Here is a 17,834-nt window from a genome sequence, read left to right on the forward strand (position 1 = left end):
TGGTGCGGCCGTGGGTGAGGGTCCCGGATCGGCCACCGACAGGAAGCCGGCGTCTCGACGTCTCGACATGGCCCGCACACTCCACGAGCGGGAAACCCAAGCCGACGATCCGGGCCACGCTCCTTGAAACTCCCCACTTCGTTGAACACCAGAGCGAGTGATGCGAGGAGTATCCCTGGCCGTTTTCAAGGCTCTGGCCGCGGTTTCGTGATGCGGCCGGTCAGTGGTGGCGCTCTTCAAGGATGTTGTTGTCCTCATCGGAGAGTTCGAGGCTGTGCTGCCAGCCGAGCCTGGCGAGGAGCCTCGTCAGGTCATCGATCCGCTGCGGGTCGATGACGCCGTTGATCAAGGTTGTCCCGTCGTCGGTCTTGTCGATTTCGACGCGGCACCAAGCGGTCTCGGCTTCAAAGGAGTGCCAGGAGGCTGACCGTGTCCTCCAGCCAAGTGCGCCCAGGCGAGATGCCACTTGGGCGGGATCGGTGCTCCCTCTGATGATGCCGCAGATGTTGTTTGCCATGTCTGCCAGAGCAGCATCGAGCGGCTCGTCGCGGTGATCGCTGGTAGGTATGCCCACCTGCGTAAGTATCGGGTATTCCACGTTCATGACTGGGTGAGGATGCGGGTCCGGAGGAGTTCGAACGAGGCCCGGCCATACATCGCTCGCTTGAGCGTTTTCACCCGGTTCACATGCCCTTCGACGACGCCGGAACTCCACGGCAGGGTGAGGCCGGCGGTGACGGCTTCGAGGTCCTGGCGGAGGAAGCCGGCGAAGCCCTGCATCGGCTTCGGCGCGTCCTGCTCGGCCTGGCGGATCCACTCCAGCAGCAGGTAGCCGCGCCGGTGACGCACCAGGTCGGCGAAGACGCGGGCCAGGTCGCAGGCCCGGGTGATGTCTGGGCAGGCGAGCCGGACCTGAAGCAGCCGCCGGTCCTGGCTCTCGGTCAGGGTCTCGCGGGGCCGCATGATCCAGGAGGTGATCTTGCGAGGGCTGGGGATTTCCGCCCGGACCGGCTCGGCGGTGCCCGCCCGCAGGGCGGCGAGGTGTTTGCGGACGACCTGGCGGCTGCCGCGGTAGCCGCGTTCGTGGATCTCGTGGAAGAGGCGGGTGCCGCTGACCTGGCCCTGCATCTCGGCGAAGCGGGCGTTGAGGTATGTCTTGAACGGTTCCAGGACGCCGTTGGGGCGGCGCTCGCGGGCGGAGGCCAGCAGCTCGTCCAGGTCGGTGTCGCGGAAACGGCGCACGGTCTTGCGGTCGAGGTTCAGACGGCGGGCGATGGCGCTGATCGTCCAGCGCTTCTCCAGCAGACGGTGGATGTCCTCGTAACGGTGGCGGGTGCGTTCGATGATCTGGGTGCGGGGCAGTTCTGCGGGTGGTAACAGCATCGGGGGCGGCTCCGGCACCTCGGTCACCATCTCCTCCTCGGCGCGTTTGCGCAGGCAGTCGCGGTGCTGGTGACAGGTCTTCTCCACCGCCGAGGACAGGTTCTGCAACAGGTGCCAGCGATCAGCGACTTCCAGGGCGTGAGGGGCGGCTTCCTTGACCGCCTTGGTGTAGGCGCTCGCTCGGTCCCGGCAGATGATCTCGGCGCCGGGATGCGCGGTGAGCCAGGTCGAGAACGTTTCGGAGGTGCGGTCGGGCAGTACGTCCACGACCCGGCCGGCCTCGACGTCGACCAGCACGGTGCCGTAGGTGCAGCCCTTACGGAAGGCGAACTCGTCCACCCCCAGCACCCGCGGCGCACGGTCCGGCACCGTCGGCGCCGTCAACAGCCTGAGCAGCCGGGTCCGGTCCGCGACCAGCCGCAGGCGGCGGCACAACCGCGCGGCCGGACGTCCGCCGAGCTCGATTGCGATCGACCGCAGCCAGCCCGTCAGCCCGGTGCTGGAACGGCGGTACCGCTCGGACAGTCCCGGCACCTGCTCGACGAACGTCTTGCGGGAACAGCTCTTCCGGTCGCAGAAGTACCGGCGGACCCGCAGCCGGACAAGGACCCGGCGAGACGCCAACGGCCTTTCCTGCAAGGAACGTTGGTACGTGCTGTGTGTGCGTCTCGCCTGTTTCCGACAGTCGGGGCACTGGCCGGGGCGAGCGGTGGACACCGCCTCCACCACAAGGACGTCGGAGGAGTCGCTGACGCACTCCACTCGCACATCGATCCCAGGAAACAGCACAGCCTCGACCGTCGTGCTCGCCATGCCGAGACATACTCTGCCGAAACGATCCCTCGCTCACCTCGCTGACCTGGAGATTCACGGAACTGCGGCCAGAGCCGTTTTCAAGAATCCCCATCATCCAGGGCTTCGGGGGTGACGGCGAGCGCGTTGGCGTCCTGGCGCTGGTTGCGTGCGGCGAGGCGCCGCAGAAGTTCCTCCTTGGACACCGGCAGGTAGACGATCAGCGGGCGTCCGCCCGCGGCGCGGACTGTCTTCTTCCACTCGTCGCGATCGGAGCGACGCCACAGGCCGTGGTCGAGGACGACGGAGTGGCCGACGAGCAGGTGCTCCGTGAGCTGCGCGCGTACAGTTTCGACCGCGGGGGCCTCGCGCTCGAAGTACCCGTGTTCGGGGTAATCGACGCTGTACCGCCCGTGGAGACGATGGACCTCCTCGTCCACGCTGAGTCGGACGAGGCCGTGGTCCGCGAGGGCCTGCGCGAGGTGGGTTTTGCCGGAGCCGGTGATCCCGATGAGCAGGATGGCGGTCGGCTCGCTCACGATGTTGTGCTCCCTCGTAGTACTCGTACCGGTGGGGTCATCGTGGCGTACCCGTGGTTCTAGCGGGGGTTTGAATGGCGGGGGCGCCGTGAAGGAGTCGGTGGGTGAGGCGGACGCCGAGAGGATGCGTGGCGTCGAGGCCGGTGTTCGGTGGCCACGGGGCAGTGGTGCCGTCGGCGGCGATCCGGTGGAGCGTGAGCCCGCCGAGGGCGGATTCTCCGGCTTCTTCGGCGACGGCGATCATCTCGGCTAGCGCTTCTTGGCCGACACGGGGGTCCATGGGCCGGTCTCCCACCACGAGCGGATGGGGGCGGCTCCGCTGCCCTTGGCGAGGGATCCGTCCGGGTGGCGGTCGGGCAGGCCGAGGAGCTGCTGCTCGATGGGGGTGAGAGCGGAGTCTTTCCGGAGGTTGGTGGCAGGGTCGTCGACGGGGTGTAGCCAGCGGTATCCGTACTGGAGCATCAGGGCGATGCGGAGTCGGCCGGAGAGGTTGATGCCTCCGGTGTGCCAGGTGCGGTTCTCGAAGAGGACTGCGTCGGTTCCGGTGATGTTGGGGGTGATGGCGCCGGGTGGGTCGATGGCGCCGGCGGGGACGACTGGTTCTTCGGTGAGGCGGTGGCTGCCGGGGAGGAACATGGTCAGCCCGCAGTCGGGGGTGACGGGGGTGAGGTAGTGGGCAGCCTTGATGGCCATGCGGGGGGTGTGGGAGAAGCCGAGGTCGGCGGTGACGCCGTACATGTCGCGGTGCCAGCCGTGGCGTCCGGGGATGCGGATGGTGCGGGGCGGGCCGCTGGGCAAGGCGATGAGGTGGGCGGACAGCAGGTGGATGTTCGGGCTGAGGAGCTGGACGACGGTGGGCAGGACGGACGGGTTGGCGAGGAGCGGGAGGAACGCGGGGTCGAGGTTGAGGCATCCGCGGAAGCCGTCCTTGCCGTCGCCTCCTCGGTCGCGGCCCTGGGTGATGTCGCTGGCCAGCAGCTTCTCGGCGGCGGTCAGGAGCCGGTCGCGCAGGGCCGGGGTGATCGCGTCGCGGATGACCGCGTACCCGTCGCGTTCGAAGGCGTCGAGGGTGACGGCGTCGGGGGCGACGGGTGGGAGCGGGGTGCTCATGCCGGTATCTCCTTCGGGGTGTCGGTGAGGGGGGTGGCGAGCTGCCACAGGCTGGCGTCGTCGAGGCCGCAGAGCTGGCGGAGGCGGGCTTGCGAGACGGGGCGGCCGGGGTCGCGGTAGCCGAGGACGGTGAGCCGGGGCCCGGGGTGACGGCGGCCGAGGAGGGCGTGGATGTCGGCAGGGTGCCCGCTGGTGGCCAGGACGATCGGCGCCCGGGTGCCGAAATGGCGGGCGAACGCGTCCGGGGCGAGGGCGAGGGGGCGGGTGCCGTCCTCGGCGAGGGCCGTGAGGTCGTGGACGTGGACGTACCGCAGGCGCAGGCCGGGGCGTTCGGCGCGGAGCCGCTGGGCGAGGGTGCTCAGGGCCTCGGCGGGCAGGTCGCCGACGGAGACGAGGATCTGGTCGGGTTCGCCGGGGCCGGGGTGGGTCAGGTGGGGCCAGATCGCGATGCCGTGCCGCAGTTCCTCGTCGAGGGTGTCCAGCGGGTGGTGGACGCTCGTGTGCTTGCCGGCGACGACGAGCGTGCACCGGCCGAGTTTGCGTAGGGCGAAGGTGAGGGCGGCGGCGGTGCGCGCGGGATCAGCGGGGGTGAGGACGTGGAGCGTGGGGTCGCCGCCGGCCAGGAGCGCCGAGGTGAGGCTGGGGTTTTGGTGGGTGAGGGTGTTGTGCCAGCTCAGGCTGGTCAGGAGGTAGACCAGGCTGGGCAGCGGGGCGAGCCCGGCGTGCCGACGCACGGACCGGTGCTTGAGCTGCTGCTGGACGAGGCTGAGGGTGATCGGCGCGAACGCCTCGTAGGTGGCGACGAGTGCGTGCCGGCCGGTCTCCGTGTAGCCCTGGGCCCAGGCGTGGCACAACTCCTCGCTGAGCACTTCCACCGTCCACGGCACCGGGCGTCCGTTCTCGTCGGTGAGGTCGAGGCGGTTGGAGGCCAGCTCGTCGGGGCTGAACACGCGGAACGGTCCCTGCTCGGCGCGGGCCCGCAGGACCTCGGGAACCACCTGCGAGAACGGGCGCCCGGCGGCGCGGCTGGCGACCTGGGCGGAGGCGGCGACGCAGCCGCGCGGTGCCGGGAGGCCGTCGGGCTCGGGGCGGGGCAGCGGGAGCGCGGGCAGCAGGTGCGGCCGGGGCCGGCCGCTGGAGGTGAGGAGCTGGGTGGGCTGGTAGGAGGCCAGCCAGTCGGCGAGCGCGTCGAACTCGGTGGGCACACCGGCCGGGTCGCGCAGCGGCGTCTTGTGGACCGCCGGGGTGCCGGCGAGGTGGGCGGGGGCGCCGTGGCCCTTGTCGAGGGTGAGGACCAGGACGCTCGACGGTCCCGGAATGCCCAGGGGCTGGGCGGCGCCGAGCGCTTCGGCCACCGCCTGGCGGAGCTGGCCGGTGTCGAGACCGTTGCTGTAGACGGGCCGGTTCCCAAGGCCGGTGAAATAGGCGGTGAGCTCGGCGCGGCTCAGGGTGGACAGCAGGCTCTTGCCGCCCATGCGCATTCCGTTGAGCAGGACGACGGGGAGAACGGTGCCGTGGTCGCCCGTGCCGTGCAGGGCGCGGGTGGCGAGCCAGGAGGCGGCGGTCGTCCCGGTCTCGCACTCGCCGTCGCCGATCAGGACCACGGTCAGCCGGTGGGGCGCGTCGAGGACGGTGCCCTGCCCGATCGCGAGGGCGGGGCCGAGCTGGCCTCCGGTGTGAAGGTGGCCGGGGATCATCGGGGTGATCTCCCCGCCGATGTCGGCCCGGGGGAAGCCCGCGACGAGTTCGCGCAGTCCGGCCGCGTCCTGGCGCAGACATGGGTGGGCGTGACCGAGTCGGCCAGTGAGGTAGGCATGGGCGAGGGCGGAGGGGCCGGCGTGCCCGGCGCCGTGCAGGACGTGCAGCTCGTAGCCGTCGAGGACGGCCGCCTGGAGCGGGCCCAGGGCAGCGAGCATCCGGTTGATGGGCGGGCACACTCCCCAGTGGCCGGCCGGTCGCGTCTTGACGTCGGCCGGGGACAGGGGCCGGGCCAGGAGGGGGTTGTCGCGCAGGTAGAGCTGGGCGAGACAGAGGTAGTCGAGCGCGTCGGCGACGGCGGCCACCGACGCGTCGGGCACCAGGCGATTCGTGCGGCGGGCGAGGTCAGCCCACATGCGGTCCTCCTGACGGGGTGAGAGCGGCTTCGACGGCGCGGGCGTGGACGGTGCCCTCCCGCTCCAGGCGGGCGGCGGCGCCCGCGGGGCAGTCGACGATGGTCATGTGCCGGCCGTACGGGCAGATACCGCCGTCGACGACCGCGCCGATCCCGGCCCCCGTGGTCCGCTCAAAGGCGGCGACCTGGCCGGTGGTGAGCGCCGGGTGGTCCTTCTCGCCGGCGGCGGGGGTGGAGATGCTGCACACGGTGGCGGCCAGCGGTTCGCCGGCCAGGGCGACCAGTTGGCCCAGGATTCCGTCGGGGCAGCCGACGAGCGCAGGGGAGCCGACCGCCGCGACGGGCTCCACGGCGGGCTTCCACGGAAGACGCAGTGCGAGGTCCCCCGGCCATAGGCCGCCGTTCAGCAGGCGAGCGTCGCTGCTCAGGTCGAATAGGGTCTCGGCCGTGGCCGGGGAGTCGAGCAGGAGCAGCAGCGGCTTGGCGGTGGAGCGCTGCTTGGCGCGGAAGACCGCGTTCGTGGCGGCGGGGTCGTCGGCGCGGGCACACAGCATGTACCAGCGGGGGGTGGGTACGGCGACCATCTGCCCGGCGGCCAGGAGCCGGGCCGCGTCGGGGAGCTGGGCGGGGGTGAGGACGTCCACGGTGCTCCCCTTTCTCACGCGGTTCCGGGGCGGGCGAGGGCGCCGAGCGCCGGGTACTCCAACCACGGTTCCGACAAGGCGCGCAGGGCGAGGTCGGGGTGCTGGGCGTGCTGGACCCGGAAGTACGCCATCACCCTCGGGGTGCTGCTGGTGTTGAGGCCGACCCGGTGCGGGACGAGGTGGTGCATCACGACCACGTCGCCGGGCTCGGCGGTGAGGGGGGTGCCGTCCTGGGCGTCGATGTCGTCGGGGGTCTGGGCCGGCTGCCCCAGGACCCAGTCCGTGGCGAAGTAGTCGGCCATGCGGTGGTGCCCTCCGGGCACGTAGTGCAGAGCGCCGGCGTCCGCGGTGGCGCTGCCGTCCAGGACGACGCCGACGATGAAGGTGAACGTGCGCAGGTCGCGCGGTTCCAAGTGGGGGCAGGAGACGCCATCGACATGCATCCGCTTCACCGGCTGCTGCGCGCCGTGCGGAAGCCGGATCTGGATCTGCGCCCGGGTGACCGGGGCGGGCCTCGCGGGCCGCAGCAGGTCTCCGGCCAACTCCGCCAGGCCGCTTCGCTGGTAGAGGGCCAGGAGGTCGGGGTGCTCCTCCAGCTCGGGGGCGAAGCTGCGTTCGGTGTAGGGGGTGAGCCGCGCGGGGTCGTACGCCTCGGCCAGCCAGCCGCCGACGAGGTCACGGGCCCGGGACAGGACGGCGCCGTGGACCAGGCCACGGCGTATGAGGACGCCGTCAGCGACGAACCGGCGCCGCTCGCCGTCGCTCCACGTCACAGGACTGGGCATGGTGGATCTCCTTCCAAAAGGACGGGATAAGGGGCCGGGGAGGGAAGGGGGGCCGCCCCGGCGCGAATGGGGGGAGCGGGTCAGCCGCGCCGGCCGAGGACGACCTGGAAGGAGGTGTGCTCGAGCAGGCCGCCGGCGGCCACGTGCTCGTCGAGCAGAGCCCGGGCGCGGCGCTCGAAGTCGTCGACCCGCTCGCCGAACAGCGGCCGGGCGGCGAAGGAGGTCGAGTACAGGTAGCCGATCACCGTCTCGGTGCTCCACTCCCGCTCGACGGCGACGGTGTGCTCCTCGACCTGGCCGAACGCGGACTCGGCGAGGATCTCGCGGTACGGCCGGTTGTGCGCCGCGTACTTCTTGCCCACCCCGGCCCGCCGCTCCTCTCCCAGGTACTCCTGGATCAGGACGCGCAGGGCGTCGGTCCACGCGGTGCGCGCGGTCCACAGGCTTCCGTCGCCCATGACCGCGACGGTCGCGTCAGGCGTGGTCATGCCCTCCAGACGCGACAGCACCACGTCTTGCTTCATCCAGTGAAAGGCGCGGCAGACCGTGACGATGTCGGCCCGGTACGAGGCGGGCGGGGTGAACTCCTCGGCGTGAGCGTTGTGCAGGCGGACGGTGACCGGCAGCCCGGCGAGCGCCTTGTCGGCCTCGGCGAGCATGCCCGCGTCCTGCTCGACGACGTCGATCTCCGTCATCGCCCCGGCCAGGGCCAGTGGGACCTGCCCGGTGCCGGACCCGAGGTCGAGCAGGGCCCGGTGCTCCTTGCCGGCCACCCGCTGAGCGAGCAGCTCGACGGCTTCCTTCGGGATGCCGGGCCGGTAGGCGGCGTAGTACGGGGCAGTGGTGTCGAACTGGCTCACGGGGTAGAACTCCTGATCATCTGGGTTGACGGAAGGACGGTCTGCTCGATGTGCTCGACCGCACGGGTGAGGTCCGGTACGGCCGTGACCCGGCCGGGGTACTCGGCCAGCAGCCGGAGTGCCTCGGACGACGGCGGGCGCGAGGTGATCCACAGTGCGTAGGCTCCGGCGGCGAGGGCCCCGCGTACGTCATAGTCGAGGCTGTCCCCGACGTGCAGCACCTCTGCGGGGGCGCGGCCGTGCAGCCGGGCGACAGTCTCCACGGCGCGCGCGTCGGGTTTGGTGAACCCGAGCTGCCACGACGGGTGATGAGCCCGGATGTGGGGGGCGAGGAGGGCTGCGACGTCGGTCTCCTGCTCGTCCCAGTGGCTCACGTTCGACAGAGTGACCACCGGCACGACCCGCGAGATCCGTGCCACCGCCTCCACCGCGCCAGGCCACAGGGCGAAGCCGGGCGGACGGTGGTCGTGGGGGAAGGCGGACAGCGCGATCCCCAGAGCGGCACACACCGTCTGCGGTGCTGTCGCGTCGGCGCGCGAGTCCAGGGCGTGCAGGATCTGCTGGGCGATCTGCTTCGCCTGCCGGGCCGGGAGCGGGGACAGCTCCACGAGGCGCTGCGTCAACGTCGTTCCGGACGGCTCGCCCAGGGTGTATCCGACATCGAGGCTCACCAGCCGCACCGGGGCCGCGTTCACGAACGACCCGCCAGAGCCGCGATGATCATGCCGATCCGCTCGGTGCGCACGGGCCCGCAGCCGGCTTCGCGGAGGAAGGTCAGCAGTTGCCTTGCTTCGGCTGGCGACCAGCCGCTGGTGTCGACCCCGGCCTCGGCAGCGGCCTGGGCGAGGTCGTCGGGGATCGTCGGCGGGCGGGTGCCGTGCGGAATCAGCAGCGTGCCGCTCCACCCCTCGCCGGTCTGCGCCTGGGGCAGGACGGATACGAGGGGCGCAAGGACAGTGACGTCGTCGAACGTAAGGATCCGGACCGGGAGTTCGGGCAGGTGCACCGGCCGGTCGAGGCGAAGGTTCGTGGACAGGAAGGTGTCGTAGCCGCTCAGCCGCTCGTCCACGACGAACAGCTCTGTCCCTTCGCGTCGCTCCAGGCGGCCGTGGACCGCCAACTCATCTGTGTGCCTGGGCATTACCGGCGCACCTCCATCCCGAGACCGGGCCGGTCGGGGAGAGCGACGTGCCCGCCGTCCGGCTGAAGCGTGCCGCACAGTGCCTGCTGGCGGCGTGGCTCCCACACCACCTGGTACTCCACCGCGCCCGCCGCGTCGGGGAAGGCTGCGGCCAGGTGCACGGCGGGCAGGAACGCCCGCCCGTGCAGGTGGACGGGGACCCCAACGTCGTGGGCGGCGCCCAGCCAGCCCCGAGCCTCGGTGATGCCGCCGCACCACACCGCGTCGAACGTGAACGCCTCCGGCCGGCAGTGCTCCAGCAGGGCCCTGGCATCCTCCACATGGGACAGCCGCTCGCCGAACGCGATCCGCAGCCCCTTCGCCTGCTCGTGCAGATGCGTGTACGCGGTCCGGTCGGTCCGCGCGAGCGGGTCCTCCACCCAGCGCACCGTCTCCGGAGTGAGGAGCGGTGCAACCTCCATGGTCCGCAGGTGCCCCCATGCGCCCAGGGCGTCCACCGCCACACTGTCCCCCGCCCACTTCGCCGCCCGTTCGGCCAGCAGCACCATCTCGGCGGCTTCAGCGCCGCGCAGGGCCCACTTGGTGAAGGCGAACCCCTCACCGGCGGTGGCCTTGACGGACTCGGCGGCCGACTCGGCGGCCAGGTCCAGGGAAAGCCAGGAGGCGTAGACCGGCACCCGCGGCGCGGGCCGGTCGCTGAGCAGTGCCGCGACCGGGAGGTCGGCGAGGCGGCCGTGCAGGTCCCACACCGCGCAGTCCAACGCCCCGACCGCCCAGCGCCCGAGCCCCGCCGCGTGCGGACCGAGTTCGGCCAGGAGCCTGCGCAGCAGACCCGTGTGGTCGGCCACGGGGTGCCGCAGAGCGCTCTGCCCAAGCCGGGTGGCGACGAGCGCGGCGGGCAGCTCGTCGACCGGGGCGAATGCCCCGTTCACCTCGCCGGCCTCGACCACTACCGCGAACCGACTGTCGCCAGCCTTCCACGGACCCGCCACGCTCTCGTCGAGGCGCTCGACCTGCACCCGGTCGATGACCGCATCAGCGGGGTCCATCGACGAGGTCCTCTCCCGCGTAGGTGAAGTACCACAGCGGCCGGTAGCACTCCCAGCCCACCGGCCGCAGCGCGGTCGGCGCCATGGCCCGCTCGATCGCCGTACGCGCCCGCAGGTAGTACTCCAGGCTCTCCGCGCCCGGCGTCCGCATCCCCTGCATCGTCACCGTGTGTGCCTGGAAGACCTGGAAGTTCGGGAACGCGGTGACCTCGCCCGCCACCGCGTTCACCCCGCGCACGAGGTCCTCCATCGGGTCCAGCCCGACGATGTACGTGTACGAGGTGTCCAGCCCCGCCTCCCGCGCCCGCGTCAGCAGGTCCGGCATCTGCTCTGGCCGAAGGTCGGCCTTGGTCGCCTTCATCAGTGCCTCCCGCCGGGTGAAGTGCTCGGCCGTCAGCCTGAGCACGAACGGTGACACCTGCGACGCGATGGTCTCGAAAGCCTCGTCGCTGCGCAGCACGGAGGTGAGGAAGCCGATCCGAGCCTTGACGCCGGCCCGCTCCAGAGCGGGCCGCAGGGCGGTCAGGTGCGCGACGGCCGCCTCCTCGCGCTCGAAACAGCCGGTGGAGACGGTGACCTCGGTCAGCTCGGCCAGGCTGCGGCGGGGGTGCTGCTCCCCGAGGGCGCGCAGCAAGGTGTCGAGTCCCTGGTCTTCCTGCATCCTCGGATCGGCGGCGGCCTCCAGGGTGTTCGGGCACCAGCCGCACCCGACGCACCGGCTGCGGGCGTTGGGGTTGAGGGTCGCGGCGCGGCCGTCGTTGCGGAAGTACCCCCCCGACCGCCTCGTCGGCATCGATGCGCTCGACGTGCGCGACTACCTCGCCGTTCAGCGACAGCTCGTCGCCCCGGAGCTGGAACGGGCTGGCCGGCTGGTTCAGCGGGACGATGATCTGCCAGGGAACGTCGGGACGGCGTGCGAGGCGGAGGTTGACCCGGGCCCGGTGACGGTCCTGGTCGGAGGTGATCCCGTACAGGTTGACGGCGATCAGCACCACGTCCTCGACGGGTACTCCGTGGCGCACGGCAGCCCGCTCCAGATCATGCAGGCGTTCGGTGCCGACGGCGCCGTCCGAGGATATGGACCGGCGCATGGAGAGATGCGACATGGAGGACTCCAACTTGAGTTTGAGCGGTGGGGTGTTGCAACCGGGGGCGCGGCACCTACGCCGTGTCGCGGGAGGGCATCGGTGTCGGCTGTTGTGCCAATGCGCCGCCTACTTGGCTGGGGCGAAGGCAGTGAAGTGCGCCGACGGGTGGTCGATGGCCAGGTCGGGCCGCCAGGCGGTGAGGGTCTGGGCGCTGCATACGAACAGGCCGTCGGGGAGCTGATCGAGCGGGTACCACGCCCAGTCGCCGACGCTCTCGTCCGGCTGCGTGGCGGGCTGCCCCTGCCAGCCGTGGACGAGCGCGCCGACGGTGATCTGCAGGACACCAGCGACGTGGTCGATGAGCGTGCCCAGGAGCCTCACGTCATCGGCGCGAGCGACCAGACCAGTCTCCTCGGCGAGTTCGCGGATCACCGCGTCCTCGAAGGATTCCCCGGCCTCCACGCTGCCGCCTGGTAGTTCGAGGGTGCCGCGGCGGTGCCGGCCCAACAGGATGCCCTGCTCGCTCAGCAGGATCGCTCCGACGCCGACGGCCGCGTGTGCGGCTGGTGCTCTAGTGCTGCGGGGGCGGCTGGAGACGCGCGCCGGACGGTCGGGCAGTCGCCGGGCGCGGATGAGCTGCTGGATGACCGTGGCGCTCTTGTCGGGGTGTGGTAGCAGGTCGATGGCCTCGATGCGGAAGCCGTACTCGGTGAGCAGGTCTTCCCACAGCTGCGGTGCCAAGACCCACATCTGTGTCGGCAGGGGCGGGTCGTCGCGCAGCAGGATCATCTGCTCGCGCGGCGCCACCTCCGTGGATGGGCCGCGGCCGTGCAGGTCGGTGTGCAGGAGCGAGAGGATCAGAGGGGCGCCGCGACGCAGGCCGTCGCGCAGTGCCGGCAGCGAGCGGTGCGGGTCGATGAAGGCGAGAGTCCCGATCGCGTACGCGGCGTCGAACGGCTCGGCTCCGGTCAGGTACTCGGCCACGTCTGCTTGGACGAACTCCACGCCGTCAACGTCCGCGTGGGCGGAGACGGCGCGTTCGTGCTGGGTAGGGGACAGCTCGATGCCGGTGACGCGGGCTCCGTACATCTGGGCGAGGTGGACGGCGTGGTGGCCGGCTCCGGATCCGATGTCCAGAACCCGGCGGCCGGCCACGTCACCGAGGACTTCTGCTCCCGGTCCGATCCCTTCCCAGGGCGCCCAGCCGAGCCGGTCGGGGATGGGCGGGGTGTAGGCGCGGGCCAGTTGGCGCTGGCCGTAGATCTGCCAGGCCCTGGTGTTGGTGTCCTCGGCGGGCACGGTTGCCTCCTGGGTGGGGGTGCTGGGGATCAGGTGTGCGTGATCAGGTAGGCGAGGCCCTCGCCGCGCCGGGCTCGTTCGATGGCGTCGAGGCGGGCGAAGGCGCGCGGTGCCATCAGCTCCTGCCAGGTCGCGAGGTCGTGGACGGCCCACATGTCGTGCTCGGCGGGATCGAGGCGGATCCGGCCGAGCTGGCCGGCGGTCAGCCGGCCTCCGTCGAAGATGAGCCCCACCTTGTTCAGCGGCTGGTGCGGCCCGGCGTGCAGGAAGTGCGTCAGGAGCAGCTTCGGCGTTTCCAGACCGAGTTCGAGGCTCGTTTCCTCGACTGTCTCTCGCCGTGCGGTCTGCAGCGGGTCCTCGCCTGCGGTGTCCAAGTTGCCGCCCGGGAACTGCCAGAGTCTCGAGCCGTAGACCGAGCGGAGCTGGACCGGCCGGTCGTTCGCGTCGCGGATGTAGAGGCAGCCGTACACCGTGTGGTGGGGGACGGTCTGCGCGTACTGCGTGGGCGTCATCGGCACGGGGCGGCCCGGCCGTGCAGGGCGGTGGTCGAACGCGAGGGCGAGAGCGCCGAGGGCTTCCTTGGCCGGCGGGTAGATGCTGCGGAGGTTGGCGAGCAGGTCTCCGGGCGGCCCGTCGGGGTCGATGCGTGCGGCGTCCTCCGAGCTGAGCAGGTCCTCGAAGGAGGGGTACGTGGTGATCCGCTGCACGATGACGTCGAGTTCCTGGCCGGTGTCCCGGTCGTGGAAGACGACCGTGTCGCCGACGCCGATGTCGCGCTTGTTCGGCGTGGCCACCCTCACTTCGATCGTCTTGCGCCCTGCTTCCACTTGGCGGTAGTACCGCCCGAGCAGGTGCATGTGGTGCTCGGGCGGTACGTCTCCGTCCGCCGGGCTCGGGACGGCTGGGATCGCCTGCTGGGTGTCGTCAGGCATAAGTGCCTCCGTTCGATGTGCTCGGTTCGTCGCGGTCTTGGGATTGCGTCAGGCCAAGGAGCGATGGCCGCGCTCCCGTGTCTCCGGAATCAGAAGGGATGGCGAGGAAGTGGACGAGTCCGGCTGCCCTCTAAGGCAGTTCGATCGGTCCGTAGCGAGCGTGCGACTTCTGCCGCATCAGCGCGTCGTACCGGTCCGCCACTGAGAAGTGCCAGAACTCGGTTCCATAGTTCGTAAAGCCCGCGTTCTCCATGGCGTTGAGCAGCAGCCTGCGGTGGTGACGTGCCTGATCGCTGAGGTTCGGGGCGTGCGTGAAGCAGGCCCCGTCGCTCTCCTCGGGGGAGGCATTGACACGGGTACCGAGGTCGAGTTCGTGGCCGTCCTGGTCGACGAGGGTGACGTCCACGGCCGCGCCCGCGGAGTGGGGCGCGATCTCTGGCGGTGACACGTAGCGGCTGGCGGCGTGGTGCAGCTGCTCAGCTGTCCAGCCGGGCTGAGCGGCGGCCAGCTCGTCCCGGTACTCGGTGAAGTAACGATGCTGGAGGGAGAGCGGCCGGTAGCCCTCGATGAACAGCAGGTCGGTGCCAGCGGGCAGGAGCGAGCGGGCGTGCTTCAGCCGGGCCAGGACGCCCTCGCGGACGTGGGTGAACGCGCCCAGCGGATCCTGCTTGCGGGGATCGACGCGGAAGTTGTAATCGCGCACGTCGACGAGCGGCTCCCCGCACTCGCGCACTGGGATCGCGGCGACCTGCGGATCGGACATCAACACCAGAGGCTTCATCGAGTCTCCCTGTGACGGCTGGCACTGCGATGGCGGGACGTGAGAGGCAGAGGCCAGGTCGGTTTCGCGCAGGATGCGCGCGACGGTGTCCTGTAGCGTGCTGGCGGCCGGGATCACGGTCTCCAGACCGCCGGGCAATAGATCCAGCTCGCGGTACCAGGAGGCGAGGTGGGTGTCGGTGACTTGCTCCAGGTACGCGGCATCCGCCTTCGACGCGTGTCGGACAAATGTCGTTTCCAGCGGCACGTTCAGGTAGTAGCAGCTGGAGACGCCGCGGTGGTCCCGTACCAGGGACGTGATCATGTGGCCGTAACGGTCGGCGTACAGGATCCCTTCGAGTACGACGTGAAAGCCGGCGTCCAGGGCGTCACGCGCGATCCTGCCCAGCAGAGCGATGTTGGCGCCGCGCGCGGTGTCGTGTTCCCTGAGCACGTTCCGGCGGATCACGTCCTGGCCCACGATCGCGATACCGCGGCCGTAGTGGTCTCGCAGGCCCTGGGCCACGCTTGACTTGCCTGACGCCGAGTTGCCGCGGATCACCACGAGGCGAGTGCCCGGACGTCCGGCCGCAGTTGCTACAGACACGTGACAGGGTGCGCCGCTCGGTGTGCCGGTCATGCGGGCCAGCCCGTCTCGCTGTACAGCTCCCCGTTCTGGATCTTTCCGATGGCCACCCGGGTGTAGGAGACGAGGTTGTCGGGGAGCGCGACCGGGTCCCAGAATCTCCACTGGGTGCACTTGTCCGGCTCACGCAACTCCGGCTCGCCGCTCCAGGTTCGGGTGCGGAAGAACAGGCCCATGCGGGGCCGGTCCCCGGCCTTATCGATGTGGTGGACGACGTGCACGAGTTCGACGTCCTGGCGCTCGATGTGCAGGCCCGCTTCCTCCCGGGCCTCCCTGATCAGGCAGGCGATGGCGTTCTCCTGCTCGCAGTGGCCGGCCAGGACGTGCCAGGTGGACGGCGCGAATGGGGAGTCGGGGTGGCGCAGCCCGAGCAGTACCGTTCCGTCGGGCCGTTCCAGGTAGAGGTGGACGCCGATGACGTTGAGGACCGTGCCGTGCGGGGAGGTAGACCGGCACTCCTCGTGGGATGAGAGCCCGCTCTGTGGCGCGGTGCCGGCGGGGCGGCTGGCGGCGTGGCGCCGTACGAGGTCGCTGGTGGTGTCTGCGATACGGAGGCGGTGGAGGTCGTCGGGGGTGAACCAGGCCAGCATCACCCCTTCCGTCAGGTGGAGTTCGCGGGGATCGCCGTTCCAGCGGCCCGCGTAGATGGCGATGGGCACGGTCGCGCCGGCGTCGTCGGTGGCGTACTCGGTGCCGAACGGGGTGAGATCAGCGATGTCGAGGCCGGCTTCCTCGGCCAGTTCGCGCCGCACGGTGTGTTCCAGGGTGGCGTCCTGGGGCTCTCGGCCGCCGCCCAGCAGGGACCACATGCCCGGCTCCCAGATCCGGCCGGGGAAGTAGTCGCGCAGGTGGAGCAGGTACTCGCCGCGGTCGTTGTAGATCAGGGCGGAGGCGTTGGCCGTATCCGGTTCGGTCTTCGGCGGGAGCTTGAGCAGCTTCTCGCGCAGGGATGGGGAGGTCACCCTGTCCACGGGCCGCCACTCGATGCCGCCGACCTCTTCTTCCTGCAGCACCACCGGCACATCTGTCGCAGTGTGCAGGCGGAAGAGGAACCGGAGGTCGAAGTGCTGGTGGCCGGGTTCGCCTTTGCCCGGGTGGGCGTCGATGTCGTGGATGTCGATGTCGAACGGCACGGCCTCGTAGCCGGGCCACGGCGTGACGGCCTGGGGCGGGATCCCGGTCTCCTCGTGCAGCTCCCGCAGCGCCGCTGCTGCCAGGGACTCGTCGGCGGGCTCGGTGTGTCCGCCGGGGGCGAGGACCTTCCCGCTCGCCAGGTGCAGCACGTGCAGGACGCGGCTGAGCGGGTCGACGACGATCGCGCCGCAGGTGACGTGTCCGGTGAAGGTGGAGCGGCTGGCGATGTCGGTGGGACGCTCGAGGGCGTCCAGGAGGCCGCCGAGCTGCTCGCGCTCGTGAGGGTGGCGAGCGAGGTAGGTCTCGACGGTGGTGCGGATGTGGTCGTGCGACAACGGCATGGGGCTACCTCAGAGGGACGTGGAGCGGGACGAGTCGAGGCGGGGCGGTTGTTCGGGTCAGCTCAGCCGCATCCCCTCCGCCGGGATCTCCTCGATGGAGGCGGCGCGGGCCGTGGGCAGGCCCCACCGATCCCGTGCTGTTTCCCCTGCGAGCTGGGCTTGCCGCGTGCCGGGCGGGCCCCAGCCCAGCAGGGCGGCTGCCTGGGTGGGGGTGGTGAGCAGGCGGGCGAAGGGGTGGCCGGTGGCGGGGTCGACGGCCGCCGGCCCGATGGCGGTGACCCGGGCGGCCAGGCGCAGCCGGGCGTTGGGCCCCACGCCGCCGTAGACCTCGCCGGTCTCGTCCAGCACCCAGCCCAGTCGTACCGGATCGGCCAGGGTGAGCTGAGCTTCCTCGGCGGCTTCGCGGTGCAGGGTGTCCTCGGGCGTCGCGTCGGTGCTCTCCACGGTGCCGCCGGGCAGCATGGGCAGCGCGCCCCGCGGGCCGGGGTCGGCCACGAGGACGACCCGGCCGTCGGGGACGAAGCACCACGCCCAGGCTTGCTGCACGGGCAGCTGCCCGGGGACGGGGCCGCGGTGGAGAGGGCTGTCCCACAAGGGCCGGTAGCGGACGTGCACGTCGTGGCGGTCCAGCGCCGGGACGTCGAGGATGTGCCGGCCGTCGGCGAGGTGAGCGGTGGCGGTGCTCCCGAGCCGGGCACGGTAGGCGGCGAGCATGATCTGCCCGTCCACGGGGCGCAGCCGCTGCACCGCGTCCCGGCTCTCCAGGAAGGCGTACTCGGACAGCTCCTCGTGCGGCAGGCGGATCGCCTCCACCTGGTCGGGGGTGAGGATCCCCCCGTCGAAGACGAACCGGACCTCGCCGGGGCAGGGCGTGCCTGGTTGGAGGTCGGGGTGGTGCGGGGAGAAGGAGTGGACGGCGAGCACGGCCGACAGGGGCAGATCCAGGCCCAGTTCCTCGGTGATCTCGCGCCGGCAGGTGATGTGCGGGTGTTCGCCGGGTTCGACGACGCCTCCGGGCAGCAGCCACGAGTCGTCCATGCGGTAGGTGGGGTGCACCAGCAGGACCCGGCCGACCTCGTCGGTGATGATCGCGGCGGCGCCGAGCCACGCCGCATGCCGGGATGCGGCGTACTGCGCTGCGGGCAGAGCCGTACGCGGTGTGACGTGATCCGAAGGGGAGACGGGAGAGGTCACGTATCTCTGCCTTTCGCGACGGTGG

18 protein-coding genes are annotated in these 17,834 nt (G+C 71.1%); 1 reads left to right on the top strand and 17 read right to left on the bottom strand.

Annotated elements, in window-relative coordinates:
• Nucleotides 1-220: 220 nt before the first annotated feature.
• From ACZ69M_RS49155 to ACZ69M_RS49165, 3 genes are all read right to left on the bottom strand, one after another.
• Nucleotides 221-604 carry a hypothetical protein gene (locus tag ACZ69M_RS49155; protein WP_470060222.1) on the bottom strand — a complete coding sequence of 128 codons (384 nt, stop codon included), beginning with the start codon at nucleotides 602-604 and terminating at the stop codon, nucleotides 221-223.
• Nucleotides 601-2,196 (bottom strand): ISL3 family transposase, encoded by a 1,596-nt coding sequence (locus tag ACZ69M_RS49160; protein ID WP_470060223.1) that lies wholly within the window; start codon nucleotides 2,194-2,196, stop codon nucleotides 601-603. Before ACZ69M_RS49160 ends, ACZ69M_RS49155 begins: the two co-directional genes overlap by 4 nt.
• A gap of 80 nt (nucleotides 2,197-2,276) precedes the next feature.
• On the bottom strand, nucleotides 2,277-2,714 hold the full coding sequence (locus ACZ69M_RS49165; protein WP_470060224.1) for a P-loop nucleotide/nucleoside kinase family protein: 438 nt from the start codon (nucleotides 2,712-2,714) through the stop codon (nucleotides 2,277-2,279).
• A gap of 100 nt (nucleotides 2,715-2,814) precedes the next feature.
• On the opposite strand from ACZ69M_RS49165, the gene ACZ69M_RS49170 reads away from it, so the two are divergent.
• Nucleotides 2,815-2,967 (top strand): hypothetical protein, encoded by a 153-nt coding sequence (locus ACZ69M_RS49170; protein ID WP_470060225.1) that lies wholly within the window; start codon nucleotides 2,815-2,817, stop codon nucleotides 2,965-2,967.
• On the opposite strand, the gene ACZ69M_RS49175 is transcribed toward ACZ69M_RS49170, so the two are convergent.
• The 14 genes from ACZ69M_RS49175 to ACZ69M_RS49240 all read right to left on the bottom strand — a co-directional run bounded on the left by ACZ69M_RS49175 (nucleotide 2,964) and on the right by ACZ69M_RS49240 (nucleotide 17,809).
• Nucleotides 2,964-3,824: a phytanoyl-CoA dioxygenase family protein gene (locus ACZ69M_RS49175; RefSeq protein WP_470060226.1), complete on the bottom strand. Its 861-nt coding sequence runs from the start codon at nucleotides 3,822-3,824 to the stop codon at nucleotides 2,964-2,966. The two genes, ACZ69M_RS49170 and ACZ69M_RS49175, sit on opposite strands and share 4 nt — an antisense overlap.
• Nucleotides 3,821-5,938 carry a phosphoketolase family protein gene (locus ACZ69M_RS49180; RefSeq protein ID WP_470060227.1) on the bottom strand — a complete coding sequence of 706 codons (2,118 nt, stop codon included), beginning with the start codon at nucleotides 5,936-5,938 and terminating at the stop codon, nucleotides 3,821-3,823. Before ACZ69M_RS49180 ends, ACZ69M_RS49175 begins: the two co-directional genes overlap by 4 nt.
• Nucleotides 5,928-6,581 carry an L-threonylcarbamoyladenylate synthase gene (locus tag ACZ69M_RS49185; protein WP_470060228.1) on the bottom strand — a complete coding sequence of 218 codons (654 nt, stop codon included), beginning with the start codon at nucleotides 6,579-6,581 and terminating at the stop codon, nucleotides 5,928-5,930. Before ACZ69M_RS49185 ends, ACZ69M_RS49180 begins: the two co-directional genes overlap by 11 nt.
• Nucleotides 6,582-6,595: 14 nt before the next feature.
• Nucleotides 6,596-7,366 (bottom strand): phytanoyl-CoA dioxygenase family protein, encoded by a 771-nt coding sequence (locus ACZ69M_RS49190; RefSeq protein ID WP_470060229.1) that lies wholly within the window; start codon nucleotides 7,364-7,366, stop codon nucleotides 6,596-6,598.
• Nucleotides 7,367-7,446: 80 nt separating this feature from the next.
• Nucleotides 7,447-8,226: a class I SAM-dependent methyltransferase gene (locus ACZ69M_RS49195; protein WP_470060230.1), complete on the bottom strand. Its 780-nt coding sequence runs from the start codon at nucleotides 8,224-8,226 to the stop codon at nucleotides 7,447-7,449.
• A complete protein-coding gene (locus ACZ69M_RS49200) occupies nucleotides 8,223-8,921 on the bottom strand; it encodes an HAD family hydrolase (RefSeq protein ID WP_470060231.1) in 699 nt (232 codons plus the stop codon). Before ACZ69M_RS49200 ends, ACZ69M_RS49195 begins: the two co-directional genes overlap by 4 nt.
• Entirely contained in the window at nucleotides 8,918-9,367 is a 450-nt protein-coding gene (locus ACZ69M_RS49205; RefSeq protein WP_470060232.1) for a hypothetical protein, read from the bottom strand. The genes ACZ69M_RS49200 and ACZ69M_RS49205 overlap by 4 nt, the downstream gene beginning before the upstream one ends.
• Nucleotides 9,367-10,416 carry an enolase C-terminal domain-like protein gene (locus tag ACZ69M_RS49210; RefSeq protein WP_470060233.1) on the bottom strand — a complete coding sequence of 350 codons (1,050 nt, stop codon included), beginning with the start codon at nucleotides 10,414-10,416 and terminating at the stop codon, nucleotides 9,367-9,369. Before ACZ69M_RS49210 ends, ACZ69M_RS49205 begins: the two co-directional genes overlap by 1 nt.
• Nucleotides 10,403-11,209, bottom strand: coding sequence for a hypothetical protein (locus tag ACZ69M_RS49215; protein WP_470060234.1), 807 nt, complete (start codon nucleotides 11,207-11,209; stop codon nucleotides 10,403-10,405). Before ACZ69M_RS49215 ends, ACZ69M_RS49210 begins: the two co-directional genes overlap by 14 nt.
• A 421-nt stretch (nucleotides 11,210-11,630) precedes the next feature.
• A complete protein-coding gene (locus tag ACZ69M_RS49220) occupies nucleotides 11,631-12,803 on the bottom strand; it encodes a bifunctional class I SAM-dependent methyltransferase/NUDIX hydrolase (protein WP_470060235.1) in 1,173 nt (390 codons plus the stop codon).
• A 29-nt stretch (nucleotides 12,804-12,832) separates the two neighbouring features.
• Nucleotides 12,833-13,735: an NUDIX domain-containing protein gene (locus ACZ69M_RS49225; protein WP_470060236.1), complete on the bottom strand. Its 903-nt coding sequence runs from the start codon at nucleotides 13,733-13,735 to the stop codon at nucleotides 12,833-12,835.
• A gap of 130 nt (nucleotides 13,736-13,865) precedes the next feature.
• Nucleotides 13,866-15,134 carry a M15 family metallopeptidase gene (locus ACZ69M_RS49230; RefSeq protein ID WP_470060237.1) on the bottom strand — a complete coding sequence of 423 codons (1,269 nt, stop codon included), beginning with the start codon at nucleotides 15,132-15,134 and terminating at the stop codon, nucleotides 13,866-13,868.
• The gene (locus ACZ69M_RS49235) at nucleotides 15,131-16,615 is read right to left on the bottom strand and encodes an NUDIX domain-containing protein (RefSeq protein ID WP_470060238.1); all 1,485 of its coding nucleotides are present in this window, start codon (nucleotides 16,613-16,615) and stop codon (nucleotides 15,131-15,133) included. The genes ACZ69M_RS49230 and ACZ69M_RS49235 overlap by 4 nt, the downstream gene beginning before the upstream one ends.
• Before the next feature lie 57 nt (nucleotides 16,616-16,672).
• The gene (locus ACZ69M_RS49240) at nucleotides 16,673-17,809 is read right to left on the bottom strand and encodes an NUDIX hydrolase (RefSeq protein ID WP_470060239.1); all 1,137 of its coding nucleotides are present in this window, start codon (nucleotides 17,807-17,809) and stop codon (nucleotides 16,673-16,675) included.
• Nucleotides 17,810-17,834 lie beyond the last annotated feature (25 nt).

Source organism: Streptomyces sp. NPDC107454 (assembly GCF_055582885.1).

Excerpts from the sequence above, each read along its gene's own strand:
- ACZ69M_RS49155 (WP_470060222.1), bottom strand. The coding sequence starts at position 604 with ATGAACGTGGAATACCCGATACTTACGCAGGTGGGCATACCTACCAGC.
- ACZ69M_RS49160 (WP_470060223.1), bottom strand. The coding sequence starts at position 2,196 with ATGGCGAGCACGACGGTCGAGGCTGTGCTGTTTCCTGGGATCGATGTG.
- ACZ69M_RS49175 (WP_470060226.1), bottom strand. The coding sequence starts at position 3,824 with ATGAGCACCCCGCTCCCACCCGTCGCCCCCGACGCCGTCACCCTCGAC.
- ACZ69M_RS49180 (WP_470060227.1), bottom strand. The coding sequence starts at position 5,938 with ATGTGGGCTGACCTCGCCCGCCGCACGAATCGCCTGGTGCCCGACGCG.
- ACZ69M_RS49190 (WP_470060229.1), bottom strand. The coding sequence starts at position 7,366 with ATGCCCAGTCCTGTGACGTGGAGCGACGGCGAGCGGCGCCGGTTCGTC.
- ACZ69M_RS49205 (WP_470060232.1), bottom strand. The coding sequence starts at position 9,367 with ATGCCCAGGCACACAGATGAGTTGGCGGTCCACGGCCGCCTGGAGCGA.
- ACZ69M_RS49210 (WP_470060233.1), bottom strand. The coding sequence starts at position 10,416 with ATGGACCCCGCTGATGCGGTCATCGACCGGGTGCAGGTCGAGCGCCTC.
- ACZ69M_RS49215 (WP_470060234.1), bottom strand. The coding sequence starts at position 11,209 with ATGCCGACGAGGCGGTCGGGGGGGTACTTCCGCAACGACGGCCGCGCC.
- ACZ69M_RS49225 (WP_470060236.1), bottom strand. The coding sequence starts at position 13,735 with ATGCCTGACGACACCCAGCAGGCGATCCCAGCCGTCCCGAGCCCGGCG.
- ACZ69M_RS49230 (WP_470060237.1), bottom strand. The coding sequence starts at position 15,134 with ATGACCGGCACACCGAGCGGCGCACCCTGTCACGTGTCTGTAGCAACT.
- ACZ69M_RS49235 (WP_470060238.1), bottom strand. The coding sequence starts at position 16,615 with ATGCCGTTGTCGCACGACCACATCCGCACCACCGTCGAGACCTACCTC.